Here is a 13,620-nt window from a genome sequence, read left to right on the forward strand (position 1 = left end):
CATCACAAATGAAAAGAATACTTACCATTTCAATCTTAATGATAAACTTATTAAACTTATTTGGTTGCAAAGCCCAAAAGGAAAATGACCCTTATTGGGAATTTGATAAAACCGAACATTTCCGACCTGAACTGAACAAAGCCGAATTCTTTAAATTAAGTGGTTATGATTTTGGTTGGTTTGTTCTTGAACCAATATCAAAATTTGTAAAGGACAAGGAATTCGAAATTGAGAAAGGTAAATCCTTGTCTTACGGACAGAAAGCTCTCTATTATTGGTGGTATTTAGATGCCCAAGTTACAAATGGTGGATTTGTTCAATTCTACTACAATGGTTACGGACCATATATTCCAACAATAATTAAAGGATTAGAACATATTGGAGATAATGAAATGGCAAATCTGGTTAAAAAAGCAGATAAAATCTATCAAAAGAACAAAAAGCTAATGGACAAGGCTCAAGAAAGTGATTTGTTTGAAAGTAACCTTTATGATAGACTTGACGAATTATCCTTACTTGATGATGATTACTATGAAATGAATAAAAAGACAATGTCCTTAATTGAATCTTACATTCGTAAAAATCCCAATGAAGTTTGTCTCGATGAAGATGGAAAAGAATTTGACATGACTTTTACTGGACTTTGTAAGACCTTCTATGATAACAAAAAAATCAAAGAAGAGTTTCAGCTTGAAAAAGGTTTTATAAATGGAGAATTCAAGTCCTTTTATGACAACGGGAAGCCAAAAGAAGTAATTCATTATCTAAACGGTGAACATACAGGAGAGCAGAAAGAATTCTATGATAATGGAAAACTAAAATATCAAGTAACCAAAGAACCATCAAAAAATATTTTCATACAAGAATGGTACTATGACAATGGAAATCCTAAAAAGCTCGAATCAAAACTGATAGAAAAAAACGAAAGGATTGGAGAATATAAAGAATGGTATGAAAACGGACAACTGTCAGAAACAGAAATTTATAAATCAGCTTATGAGCGTGAGGGAGATTGGCTTGAATTCTATGAAAACGGAAATAAAAAAGTAGAAGCTGAATTCATAAATGGAAAATACATACTAAAAAATTATTGGAACGAAAAAGGAAAACAAACTCTAATAACAGGAACTGGATATAGTGAGTTCTATTCAAAATCTAATTTCAAAGATGACACACCAGAATTACACTATCGAGAATACAAAAATTTTATTCCACACGGAGTTTGGAAAGAACTTAAAAACGACACATTACAACGACTAGTAAATTATCAAAATGGTAAGCGACACGGTAAAATGGAGGTCTATTACAATAATGGAAATCTAAAAGAAGAAACTATCTATGAAAATGGAAATTCTGTTTCAACTAAAAAGTTTCGAAAATTTAAAAACCCTAAAGTCAAAACATTTGTTGTTTCAAGAATTTGCAAAGGTTGCTACAAAGATTATGAGGAATATCAATTACCTGAAAATGACCCAAAACCTTTAAATGATTTGGAATTGACAGTAAATTTTCAAGCCGAACCATCAATATTTGAACCTTATGGAGATGACCATATTATGTTTTATGGATATTATGCATTCGTTAATGAAAAAGGACTTATAGACGAAATCAAATTTGCGGTAGCTGACAATATGTGGTTGGATGAACAAGTAAAAGCAAGTATGTCGAAATTGAAATTTGAAACTGCTTTAAAAGATGGTAAACCCATTAAAAGCATACATTACGTTCGATATAAATTAAAACTGATTGAATAAAACACTATAGCTAACATAGTGCTTTTTTATAAGTCACTAAAACAGAAAGTCGTTCTTCTTTAGTTTTAAACTTATTAGCATTTGAATAAAGTAAAGTTTGACGTTTTAACTTTCCTGTATTAGGATCCCGATAAGAAAAATAAACACACCAACGTTTTTTAGGTCTCCGTTTGCTGAGTAAATCTTAGGGGGAGAATAATTTTTTTTCAAAGTTAAATCGTATTCAATTTGCAATTCTTGTGCAAGATAATCAAAAATAGTATGCATAAAAAAACGGATTGTGAGACACAATCCGTTGATTTTATTAGCATGAAGCTTAGTAGCGGGAACTGGACTCGAACCAGTGACCTTCGGGTTATGAGTTTGAAAAACACCCCGATTCTACTCCTATTAGCTATCTCGCTGATTAAAACGTGTACGGAATCATGTACTCTGATTTATAATTTAATTTATATCAAATATAACCTTTAATTGGGATGTAATACATTTTATTTAATAGTTGTATTACAATTATTTTTCAGGCTACTAAAAACTATCCCTATCTATATCACTAAATACATCATCCTCACTTTCTATAAATGGATCATACCAGTCAGCTTTCTTCCTTGCCCATTGTAACCAATCTTTTTTTGCTTCACTTAACGTATTACTTTCAATCGATTTGTTCTCAACTTCATCTAAATAACTTTTCAAATTTTGAGATTTATACCATCTTCCCGATGAGTTGATTAAGGATTTAAAGTCTTTTTTTTCTTTTTCCCTTTTTTCTATAATTCGTTGTTCTATATCTCGTCGTATGCGCTGTTCCTCCCATCCTTTTTCTAGTTGAACTTGATATTCTTCCATTTCCTTACTAACCGCTTCTAACTTTATTAAAATATCGACTAACATACTATTGAGCGGTCGACTTTCCGAATCCCTCCACTCCTTGCTATTATGAGAATCAATTCTAAAAGAAAGTATACCTGAAGGCATCTTAGTTATCCAACTATGTTCTGGATGTTGCTCTCGTTTCATAATTTCCCTAAAACGAACTTTAATTTCTTGCTTATTAATGATTATTTTAGTTGATCCTTCAACATCAATTTTATGCCCTCTCTTTTTTAACAATTTTACTAACGCATCCATAAACAATAACGCATTTTTGATATTGTTTTTAGCCACAGAGATTGAAATCTGACCCTCCATAGTTGAAATAATTTCACCTTTGGAATAAAATCCTCTTTTTTGAAAATCTTTCATTCCTTGTTTAGCGGATACGATTAGTGGATCTGGTTTTTTCAGATGATCTGCGACAGTAAAATTTAGACTTGAATCTTCTAGCAATTCCTTCTTCAAATTATGCTTTTTTCCTTGAGGACTAATAAATTTGGCAAAAGAAGAGTCGTTTAAAATAACAACATAATCATCATTTGGGTTTGGCAAAGTTGCTCTTTCTACTACTACATTATGTTTTAACTTAGACCAATATCCATTTTTTGGCAATGGAACATTATGATCTCTACAAAAGCTTTTAAATACAGCTATTTTTATAGAATAATCCTTAATTATTTTTGATGCAGGTGTTGACCAAACTAAATTATATAAATCTGACCTGCTCATTTTATTTTCAATCATTTATCAATCAACTTAATATATCCCTCATTATACATAAAATAAACACATCTTTTGTAATGATTATATTCTGACAAATATCCTTTTCATTTGAAACAATTTGACTAGAACTTTCCGATTTTGCCATTTAATTGTTCATTGCATGTAAAAACAGCTAGTAGTTAAAGTTATTTTATAACATAATATCACTTATTTGTATTGAATGCTTGTATTATTGTTACCAATGTAAAAACACCTATTAATACGCCACATAAATATGCTAAAATAGAAGGTGAATTATATTGACTAATGATATATATTGAAAAAACATTAAAAACAATAGGAGAAAATACTAGCACAAAAAAGGAAATGCTCAATGGCAACTTAAATATCCCTTTAATCTTTTTGTTTTCATATTGATAATTAATAATATGATGTAAGAATGAAAAAGGTTTTATAATATTAACCGTATCTGTAAAAAGTCCTAAATCAAAAATCTTGTTACTAACAGCCTCGAAAATCGAAATTAAGTTAATATTATTATTCCATAATGTAATATTTCTTAGATAAACAAAAGAAAAAACGATAGGAATAAAATTCAACAACAAAGTAGTATCCTTTATTTCAAAGAATAGTACCTTAATCTCTGAAACAGAACTTTTGTTAAAAAAAATAAAAAAGTACAGCGTTAGTGCTATTATTAACAAATAGGAATTACGTGTTATTTGCTTATTATTACTTCTTAAATTTTCAGTTAATAAAGTGTGATAATAAATCAAATTAGAATGCTCAACCTCCCCTTTATCAGTATTAAGGGAATTTATCGTGTCTTTTGAAAGACTTTGTATATCTTCTAGTATTTCTTCCATTTGTTTAGGATCTAATTCCTTCATATCTCAATCTTAGGCATCATTATGCGTTGAAACTTTTGTTTACCAGTTACAGCTTCTCCTTTTAATCCATACTTTTTAGATTTTCTATTCCACCAAGAACTTGCCGATGGATGTGGAACCGAACCAACATAAGGCAATTGGTCTTTTAGCTCTTTAGATACATTCGATATAAAATTATCATACGCCTTACTACTTACAAAAATGATTTTATTTGGTTTTAACACCTCATTAATAACCATTAAATTTTCCAAAGCAACTTTACTGTCTATAGTATGAATGTTAATAGTTTCTCCTTCCACTTCCGATGGTCTTTGGAAATAATTTAAATAGACACATTCATCAAATAATTTAATCTCTGGATATATTTCCTGATAAGCTATTTCTAAGTTTCTAAAAATTCCATGCCCTTTGTCTAAAGTTTTAGAATTCTGATAGGTTTTAACAACTTCTCTTGTATTAAACCAGCCTTTATCATTACCAATACTCTCATAAAAAGATTTGGGATTTTTGTACCAATCGATCACTAAAAATTTATTGTTATGCCTTTTAGGTAAATAGTGACTCTCTGCTATAATAAGCACTTTAGCTCTTGCTTCGTTATAACTTAAACCAATATGAGGTAAATATGCTGGATGCAATCTTAAATGGCTTAATTTAGATTTTAGATCGTTGTCGTAGTTTTTTGTATTACCCATTAATGTTATCTATTTTACTTCCTTAATTAATTTTCGTTCTTTGCTTAGAACAATAACTCTTCTTTTTAATATATTTTATTTAAAAAAGCATAGCTAAACACTTTTAAATTTAATATTCTAACTTCTTCATCTTTTTATTCATTTCTTTAAAAGAAATTTCATCTATATGATCATCAATAAGCTTTTTTAAATCAGCTTTCGTATCCTTTAATTCTTTAGCATCTATATGATTCTCTAACTTAGAATGATGCAAAACACGAAGCACTTTACTAAACATAAAAACACGGTTAGCTACAACTAACGTTTCATTGTAAATATATTCTGTCACTTCCTTTTGAGGACTTAATATAACATCCTGAAAATCTACATAAAGACCTTGATTTTTTAGATTATCAAATCCTTGAAGTTTTCTTGTTGTATTTATAGTATGTATTAGTGGCTCTAAAGCTTTTATTAAATCAAGGCTTCCATTAATAAATTTATTAAACCAATTAACTCTTGTTTTAGCGATAGTTGTTGGTTTCTGTTCATCGTATTTAATTATTGTCTCTGACAAACCAACTCCCATTTCCATTAATTGTGCAATCTGATGCCTAATTTTATGGTCTCTAAAAAATTTATGAACCTCTTTGGCTTTATATACATTATAGCCTTCTGCATGTAGTCTAACTAAAATAGACTTGATTACTTCTTCTGTACTTAAAACTAATAAAGAAGTAGCAGAACTGAAAGATTTTCTAGATTCTGCAATTAATATGGCATCTTTTTTTAATTGTAATGCATTTATATAAATAGGCATATCTAAACCTATAGATTCTTTTGCTTTTAGATTGGGAAATTTTCTAATCATTATTTATTTAATTCTTAATAATTCCTCAATAATGTCTTTTTTAAACTTACTGAACGGACGCTTATGCATATTATCCTCTGATAATTCTATTCCAAAAATTAACCTATATTTTTCTTCCTTTGTCATAGTCAAATCACCTTTAAATGTATTTTCTAACAAATTTTTCAAGTAATTTTCAGAATACTTCATCCTTAAATCAATTAAATCTTTAAGCTCCTTTTCACTATGTTTACTATAAACTAATTTAGTTCCCAGTCCATCTAATGTTCTTTTAGTCTTAGCATCCATTTTGTCTTCATTCAAAAAAGTGATACCATATTGAGTGGCAGTGTTGGCAATAGAAGAAAATTTAAACCTTGAAGAAATATCTTTATCTAGATATGGATGTAGATATTCATCTGTATTAAAATGAGCTACAGATTTGACAGAAGAATTACATACTGAACATGATGGAATTAAATTATAGAAAGAAAGTGCAAATAACGGTCTCGTACCTTTGTCAAACCAGTGATCAAATTGACAAGTCATTCCTTTTTCTCCTGCATTTTTCCTAGCTGTAAAAATATATTGTCTATTACAAAACGTACAAGTGTGTTGATCTAGCCATTCTGCCAAATCATAGTTCAGTCCTTTCGCATCTGTAAACCAACCTCCATAGCCCTTTTCTTTAAATACCTCTGAACATCCATCATTAAATTCAATTAAATTATGATTTATATTATCCCACCATTCTACTCTTAAATCTAGTTCAAGTTGTAACATTTTATCTGGTTTTACTTTTATTATTCCCTCTAACTTTGGAATAATAAATGCAAAAAAACGATCATGACCTTCTATTCTTTTTAAATCTCTTGTACAAACTGAGCAACTCAAATTACTACATTTATAACCATTTGGGTTACTAGCTTTTTTTCTTCCAAGTTGTTTGCTTTTAACCCAACAAGTAACAACTGAATAATACTTATTTAATGCTTCTTTTTGCTCCCCTAAATAAATCATCTATGTCAAATCTTTTAAATCAATTCCTGCTTTCTCTGCTAAATCTCTAATTTGCTTAACGGTGTTTTCTTTATCTATTCTATTAGGAAAAACAGTTTGAAACATCTCTGTTAATTTATAATTCAATAAAGGTTCATCTATTATTTTTATCAGGGCTTCATGTTGGTTTATTATATCTATTGCGACTTCTGGATTAACTATATCTTCATTAATGAATGAATTAAGCCAATCTATTGTCTCCTGAATTTTTTCTTTAGCAAAATCTCCCATTAGTCCATCATCAACAAAAAAAGAATCAGCCAGTAAATCTGTTATGTTAGCACCAAAAGATTTCTGAGGCTTTTCAGGGTCATCATCTTTAAACACTTTAATAATTGAATTTTCTAACTTTTTCAAATAAGTAATATTGTTATTTGGAATATCTGATAGTGTTAATGCATCGTGTGTTGTAAAAACAATTTGGATAGTTGGTTTTTGATTTAATTCATTAAAGAGTTCTGGTAAAATTTCAGTTATAGATTTAATAAATTTTTTCTTCCAAGTTGCATGATACCCTGTCTCAGGTTCATCCAACAATAATAAATACTGTTTATGTTGTCTTATATGTTGTTCTCCTTTTCTAACAAAGGAATATATAGAACTATAAAAATTCAATAAGGATTGTTCTCCTGTAGAAAGTCTTTTTTCAGGAAAAATATTAAATATCCTAAACTCAAATTGAATGTATTGAATAGACTCATGAACATTTTGATATAATTTGATAAATGTCTTTAAAAAATCTTCTGATGGATCTTTTTTAACAGATAAGTTTAGCTCATTTGGCTTTTCAAAAATGAATATTTCTGTGTTTTTAAATAAAAAATTATATAGATTCCAAATAGCTAAAAAGCGCTTTATCGTTTGAATCGCATGATTCTTCATTTGACCAAACTCAAATCCGCCTGCAATTTTAGAAATCGGATAGGATTCTATTTTTTTTATAAGTTCCTCTGTCTTATCGAAAGTTATCTCTACTTTTTCTTCTAAGAACCTATATAACGGACCATCAATATTATCCAATCTTTTCTTAAGAAATACTAGTAGTTTTTTATCAAAATCTTCAGCATCTAAAATATCTTGAAATCCAAAATTATTTCCATTAGAATTAGTTTGTGCAAAAGTGTCATCTGTTACTAATAACGAAAGAATAAAAACTTCAAAATTATTTAGGAAATTAAAATTACCATGAATTGCAGTCTCATTAGAAATTGCATAATGATTCCACAACATTTCTAATTGCTTATTAATATATTTTCCAATTGTTGCATCTCTGTAAAAATCGGAATTTAAAAATGTAGATTTATTTACTTGATTAACTTTAATCACTAAATTTTCATAAAAAGGTATATCTTGATAATTCTTTTGAAGAAATTGACCTTTACCATTTAAAAAAAACACTTGCCTAAGTATAGTGTCATAATAATAATCTTCTAGACTGTCTTTAATAAGATTAGATTGACTAATTACACTCGAAATACTTTTTAAATTATAATCAATATGTGTAGAATAGTAAAGTGGATATAATTCTTCACTGGCGCCAAGAGCGTCATATTTAAAATCTGTTTTAAATGCAATTTTTGATTGATTATTAATAATAATCTTATCGTCATCCAAATAAATGGAGATGATTTCACATTTTGTATCTCTATTAAGAACACTCATAATAGATGTTTTACCTACACCATTATTACCTACAATAGCACTTATATTAGAAATCTTATCTCCAAAAAAGTTTTTAATATATTTTGGATTCTCTTTTTTTTCAATATTTAATTTATCATCAATTAACTTGAAATCGAAAATAAAGGTCCCTCCAAAATTAAAATATTCTGGTTTTTGCAGTAAGAAATGATTATCTATATATAATGCTAATAATTCCATTTTTATTTAGTCTTGTATTGTTCTTCCTCCATACCCAACTCTTGCTCTACCTCACCAACAGTAACTTGCCATACATTATATAGTCAATAACCAATCTCTAAGAGTTTTAGGTTTTGTGTCATACTATTCTTCAATTTCATCAGTATTTACAATTAGCAAAAACTGAGGGTTATAGCCAACTGTAACTTTTGTCTGATCCTGAGTTCTATTTTTAAATTGACTTATCAGTTCTTCCGAGTTCGTATTCAATATTGGAATTAAATCATCATCAAAAGTCTCTTCCAAACCAAAAGGAAACAAAAAAAAGAAATTTAGTTTGCCACTACTTTTAATTTTTTTGTACATTTTATTTATCTCTTCCGCCATGTTAATAGTGAAATATGAGAGTTCATGAAATGGAATCGCAAGATGTTTCTTTGTATCTCTGTGAAAATAAAATAGATGCCGAAAATATCTTAAATTATATAATTTAGGGTCAATTCTCATCCCATCATTAAAGTGGTAATCTGTAAATTTTTTACTTTGGAGCATTTTAACTGAATACGCTGAAGCTACTGTTATTCCCATACTTTTTTTATCAAATGAAGTCACAGAATTATAATGATTTTCTAAAACCAAACTATTCGCAACAATATGATTAAAAAAAGCATACATAGCTAAACTTGAATTTCCTTTTGAATATTTTATTAAATCTTCTGTTTGTCCAAAATGCATAGAATCGTACTTACTAGATACATTTTTACCAAACAATCTTTTAGCTTGTATAAAAAGTCGAACATATTTACCTTTCTTTTTATTCCCAATAACTAATTCAAAGTCGTATCCTTTTAATGATTCTTCGCTACCAGAAATCATTTGAATATTTTCAATTTCAGCACAAAAACATTTAATAATTTCTTTTAAAGCCATTGTAGTTAAAGCTTCCTCTCTAACCTCAAATATTTTAAATCCTTTTCCGTTTGGGACTGGTTCTAATTCATCCCATACTTTATAAGCTGCTTTTTTTAAGGTATCTTCTAATATCATTCTTTTCCATATTTAGCATTATCCTCCGCAACCATACCCAAAGTAGCATCACTATTTACATCATGAGATTGCTTCGTACCTCGCAATGACGCAACAGTAACCTGCCCATTCATTAACATAGGCAACAACCAATCTCTAAGCTCTGAGAGTTTTTGGTTTTCTAATTGGTTTATTAGTATTTTATTTATTGAAGCCTCTATTTGATGTGAGAAGTTATTCAGTATTTCTTCAGTAGGCTTGATAGTTTTAATTGCTGAAAAATCACCTTTATTCATATTAGAAAATGTGCTTCCCGAACTAGCTTTAGCAAACTTGAAATAATCCTTTAAATAGAAATATAAGTAATATCTAATTTCATGATTTTTGCAAATTATAGAATTTATTTGTTGATTTGTTTGAGAATCTTTTGTCACAAAACCTACTAAACCTGGACTTGCGATACAAGTGACACAGATACTTCCTTTTGGTAAGAATTTATTTGGATTTTGATTTCCTCCAAGTTCAGATAATGTTTGTTCTGTTTCTGTTATATGCATATTACCTCTAATATCTCCAATAGTGATAAAAGGTATTTCTCCATTATAAAATTCATCTTTTTTTGTTGACGGTGTTTTCCCTGTTACTATATTTGATTCAACACTTTCCAAATTTTTCACCTCCCAACCCTCAGGAATCTCACGTTTCAATGCTTCATTAAAAACCATGTTGCCACCAGACGATTTATAAGGTTTACCATTAGCATCAGGAAAATCAAACTGTACAAACCAATAATCGTACAGCGTTTTTGCCATCGCTTCTAATTCTTGGTTTATTTTGTTATTGACTTCTATTTTGGCGTCTAAATCGGAAAGGACTTTGGCTATATGTTTTTGGGTTGATAGATTTGGTAACTTTATTGGAATATCATAATAAGCACCAAAAGTCATACTAGGCACTCCTGTTCCTGAATTAAGATGATTTAAATCTAATAAAGTTAAATAACGGTATAAATAGTAAGGCTCTGCTTTACTTTTATCAATTATTGAATAATAAATAGTATCAACAGTCCAAAAAGATTCATTTACGTATTGAATGTTACTTAGAGTTCCTTTTCTAGGTAATAAAATACTTTCTCCTTGGAAAAGAGATTCATCTACATACCTCATCAATCCTCCACTACCATAAACAGGTATTTCGCCTTCTGATAAATGCTTATAATCTCTACCATTCTTTATTTCAAGTAGGTCTTTTAACTTATATTCAGTCATATTTCAAACTCTTCAAATTATTCTGAATCTCTTTTTCCAAAGTTTTTGACTCTGCAAAAAGCATTTCTAAATTGCTTTCAAAACCATTCATTTTAGTTTTAAATTCTTCTGCAGTAATATCTATATATTCAATTTTAACTTCAAAATATTGTCCTGCGCTTAGGCTGTAGTTTTTAGCTTTTATATCCTCATAAGACACCACAACAGATAAATCGTCTTTGGCTTCTTTCGCATTAAAAACATTTATAATTTGTTGCTCTTCAGCTTCGCTTAATACTGTTTTTTGGTTTTTGCCTTCTTTTACCTTGGTTCCTAAATTAGACGCATCTACCAAAACCACATCTTTGGTATTGGTTTTATCTAAAAACAGAATACTAACGTTGGTTCCTGTGGTTGCAAAAATATTAGAAGGCATAGATACTACACCTGCTAGCATTTTGCTTTCTACTAGTTTTTGTCTAATTTTTTTATCGATACCAGATTGTGCAGTTATAAAACCTGTTGGCACTACAATAGCTGCTTTACCTTTGGCTGTTAAACTATACATAATGTGCTGTATAAACAGCAAGTAAATAGCCATAGAGTCTTTCTTGCTTTTTGGTATGTTTGGTATGCCTGCAAAAAAGCGTTCTTTATTGGCTTTACTGTCTAAATCGGCGCTGTAATCGCTAAAGTCTAGTTTAAATGGCGGGTTGGAAACAATATAATCAAACTGTTCTAATTGTCCGTTGTCTTGTTTGTGATACGGACTTAAAATGGTATTGCCTTGTATAATGTTTTGTATGGAATGTACCAGATTGTTTAAAATAAGGTTTAAACGCAATAAGGCAGACGATTTTTGTGAGATGTCTTGCGAGTAAATGGTACACTTATCTTCGCCAATGGCGTGTGCAATATTCATTAACAAGGTTCCCGATCCTGCACTTGGATCGTAACAGGTTACGTTGTTTACATCGTCTCCTGTAACCAAACAAGCTGCCATAATTTTAGCTACAGCGTGTGGTGTAAAATACTCGGCGTATTTACCTCCTGCGTTGCTATTATAGTCTACAATTAGATACTCGAAAATAGTGGCAAAAAAATCGAATTTCTGGGTGAATATATGCTCGAAACTAAAACCAACTAGTTTGTTTACTAAGGCTTTGCAGAAGTCATCCTTTTTATCGGTAACATATTTACTTAGGTTTTCAAACAGGACTACTTTTTCACCTCCTTGTGTGAGTACCGAGAAAATATCGATATTATCTTTGGCGACACTTACTAAGGTTTCATCAAAAATATCCGCAAAATTGTCTTTGTTTTGTTGCTCGAATAAACGCGACAATAAGTTTTTGGGTGCAATGGTTGCGGTGTTTTCGCTTATTTGCATGGTTAGCATTTCTAAATCATCATCAGAATACTTTTTAAGGGCTTCGTCAAAGTTATCCGCTTTTGCTAAGTCGGGTTCTAATTGTTTCAACTCGTAAACGTATTTATCGTTTAAGAATTTATATAGAAATACTTGCGTGATTATTTTAAATTCGTTTCCGTCATTTCCTAAACCGTAATTGGCACATACGCTTTTAAGGTCGTCTATTAGTGCTTTGGTTTGGGTTTCAAATTGTGCTGTGCTTGTCATTATATTTAATCTCTCTTTTTTAATTGCTATTATTTCTATTTAATACACTAATTACTAAACGTGTTACGGTTTGCATTTCTTCTGGCTTACTTGAAGCAATAAAAAGGGTTAAACTTGCTAAGGTATCATTACTAATTATGGGTTGCTGCTCACTATTAAACAACATATTGTTTTGTTGTAAAAACTTTAAAAAACAAGCTGCTGCAATACGTTTATTACCATCTACAAATGAGTGGTTTTTCACTATAAAATATAAAAGCATGGTTGCCTTTTCTTCTATGCTTGGGTAAAAATCGTCGTCTCCAAATCCTTTTGCTATTTGCGCCACAGAACTCTGGAAGCTTTTATCTTTTTCTTTTCCAAAAACATCAGAATCAAACTCGGTTAGCATTTCATTAATTATCTCCTGATAATCTTCTAAAATTGGGTAATTAGCTTCTGTTGTCGTTAATCCTTTAGCGTCTAATTCTTCATGATCATAGTCATCTAACAGGCTTAATCCTTTAGCAAAAGTTTCTAATATTATGCTATCTGAAGCCTTTTCTTCAATAGCTTTGCTTACCGTTCTGGTTAGAATATGTATGCCATCTTTTAATAGCTTTACTTCTTGTTCTTTTTGCTCTAATCGTTTTTGGTTAATAGTATATCCTTTTACCAAATGGTCTTTTAAAATACTATTTGCCCATATTCTAAATTGTGTTCCTCTTTGTGATTTAACTCTATAACCTACAGATATTATGACATCTAGATTATAATGTTCTACATCTCTAGTAACTTCTCTATCTCCTTCTTTTTGAACTGTCGCATATTTTGCGACAGTTCCTTCTTTACTTAATTCGCCTTCTTTAAAAACATTAGTTAAATGTTTACCAATAGTCTTAACATCCCTATCAAATAAATTAGCAAGTTGATTTCTATTTAACCAAACAGTTTCTTTTTGAAGATTAACTTGTAGTTCAGTTGTTCCATCATCAGATTGATATATTTCTATTTGATTTTGTTCTTTCATTTTACTTTATAACTTC

11 protein-coding genes and 1 tRNA gene are annotated in these 13,620 nt (G+C 29.7%); 1 reads left to right on the forward strand and 11 read right to left on the reverse strand.

All coding sequences use genetic code 11. The annotated features are described in order from the left end of the window. Positions 1-8: 8 nt before the first annotated feature. On the forward strand, positions 9-1,754 hold the full coding sequence (locus JM82_RS10125; protein WP_145003119.1) for a DUF4375 domain-containing protein: 1,746 nt from the start codon (positions 9-11) through the stop codon (positions 1,752-1,754). A 320-nt stretch (positions 1,755-2,074) separates the two neighbouring features. Here JM82_RS10125 and JM82_RS16400 read toward each other — a convergent pair. The 11 genes from JM82_RS16400 to rhuM form a co-directional block, all read right to left on the reverse strand. After that, a tRNA-OTHER gene (locus tag JM82_RS16400) sits at positions 2,075-2,158 on the reverse strand. Positions 2,159-2,279: 121 nt separating this feature from the next. After that, positions 2,280-3,371 carry a hypothetical protein gene (locus tag JM82_RS10130; RefSeq protein ID WP_145003122.1) on the reverse strand — a complete coding sequence of 364 codons (1,092 nt, stop codon included), beginning with the start codon at positions 3,369-3,371 and terminating at the stop codon, positions 2,280-2,282. A 182-nt stretch (positions 3,372-3,553) separates the two neighbouring features. Further along, entirely contained in the window at positions 3,554-4,240 is a 687-nt protein-coding gene (locus JM82_RS10135; protein WP_145003125.1) for a hypothetical protein, read from the reverse strand. Next, the gene (locus JM82_RS10140; protein WP_145003127.1) at positions 4,237-4,935 is read right to left on the reverse strand and encodes a hypothetical protein; all 699 of its coding nucleotides are present in this window, start codon (positions 4,933-4,935) and stop codon (positions 4,237-4,239) included. Before JM82_RS10140 ends, JM82_RS10135 begins: the two co-directional genes overlap by 4 nt. A gap of 109 nt (positions 4,936-5,044) precedes the next feature. Beyond that, on the reverse strand, positions 5,045-5,734 hold the full coding sequence (locus tag JM82_RS10145; protein ID WP_186439208.1) for an AbiV family abortive infection protein: 690 nt from the start codon (positions 5,732-5,734) through the stop codon (positions 5,045-5,047). Positions 5,735-5,788: 54 nt separating this feature from the next. Further along, on the reverse strand, positions 5,789-6,784 hold the full coding sequence (locus JM82_RS10150) for a hypothetical protein (protein ID WP_145003133.1): 996 nt from the start codon (positions 6,782-6,784) through the stop codon (positions 5,789-5,791). Next, positions 6,785-8,704, reverse strand: a complete 1,920-nt coding sequence (locus tag JM82_RS10155) for an AAA family ATPase (RefSeq protein WP_145003136.1) — start codon at positions 8,702-8,704, stop codon at positions 6,785-6,787. It abuts the gene before it with no gap. A 123-nt stretch (positions 8,705-8,827) separates the two neighbouring features. Continuing rightward, positions 8,828-9,730 (reverse strand): DUF6615 family protein, encoded by a 903-nt coding sequence (locus JM82_RS10160; RefSeq protein WP_145003139.1) that lies wholly within the window; start codon positions 9,728-9,730, stop codon positions 8,828-8,830. Continuing rightward, on the reverse strand, positions 9,727-10,977 hold the full coding sequence (locus JM82_RS10165; RefSeq protein WP_145003141.1) for a restriction endonuclease subunit S: 1,251 nt from the start codon (positions 10,975-10,977) through the stop codon (positions 9,727-9,729). Before JM82_RS10165 ends, JM82_RS10160 begins: the two co-directional genes overlap by 4 nt. Then, positions 10,970-12,595 (reverse strand): class I SAM-dependent DNA methyltransferase, encoded by a 1,626-nt coding sequence (locus JM82_RS10170; RefSeq protein ID WP_145003144.1) that lies wholly within the window; start codon positions 12,593-12,595, stop codon positions 10,970-10,972. The genes JM82_RS10165 and JM82_RS10170 overlap by 8 nt, the downstream gene beginning before the upstream one ends. Positions 12,596-12,614: 19 nt before the next feature. Beyond that, on the reverse strand, positions 12,615-13,604 hold the full coding sequence (rhuM, locus tag JM82_RS10175; RefSeq protein ID WP_145003147.1) for a virulence protein RhuM/Fic/DOC family protein: 990 nt from the start codon (positions 13,602-13,604) through the stop codon (positions 12,615-12,617). Between the last annotated feature and the right edge of the window lie 16 nt (positions 13,605-13,620).

Origin of the sequence: Olleya sp. Hel_I_94 (genome assembly GCF_007827365.1) — a bacterium.
Classification (GTDB): Bacteria; Bacteroidota; Bacteroidia; order Flavobacteriales; family Flavobacteriaceae; genus Olleya.

Bases quoted from the DNA above. Each gene is read 5' to 3' on its own strand.
- JM82_RS10125 (WP_145003119.1), top strand. From the start codon at position 9: ATGAAAAGAATACTTACCATTTCAATCTTAATGATAAACTTATTAAAC.
- JM82_RS10130 (WP_145003122.1), bottom strand. From the start codon at position 3,371: ATGATTGAAAATAAAATGAGCAGGTCAGATTTATATAATTTAGTTTGG.
- JM82_RS10135 (WP_145003125.1), bottom strand. From the start codon at position 4,240: ATGAAGGAATTAGATCCTAAACAAATGGAAGAAATACTAGAAGATATA.
- JM82_RS10140 (WP_145003127.1), bottom strand. From the start codon at position 4,935: ATGGGTAATACAAAAAACTACGACAACGATCTAAAATCTAAATTAAGC.
- JM82_RS10145 (WP_186439208.1), bottom strand. From the start codon at position 5,734: ATGCCTATTTATATAAATGCATTACAATTAAAAAAAGATGCCATATTA.
- JM82_RS10150 (WP_145003133.1), bottom strand. From the start codon at position 6,784: ATGATTTATTTAGGGGAGCAAAAAGAAGCATTAAATAAGTATTATTCA.
- JM82_RS10155 (WP_145003136.1), bottom strand. From the start codon at position 8,704: ATGGAATTATTAGCATTATATATAGATAATCATTTCTTACTGCAAAAA.
- JM82_RS10160 (WP_145003139.1), bottom strand. From the start codon at position 9,730: ATGATATTAGAAGATACCTTAAAAAAAGCAGCTTATAAAGTATGGGAT.
- JM82_RS10165 (WP_145003141.1), bottom strand. From the start codon at position 10,977: ATGACTGAATATAAGTTAAAAGACCTACTTGAAATAAAGAATGGTAGA.
- JM82_RS10170 (WP_145003144.1), bottom strand. From the start codon at position 12,595: ATGACAAGCACAGCACAATTTGAAACCCAAACCAAAGCACTAATAGAC.
- rhuM (WP_145003147.1), bottom strand. From the start codon at position 13,604: ATGAAAGAACAAAATCAAATAGAAATATATCAATCTGATGATGGAACA.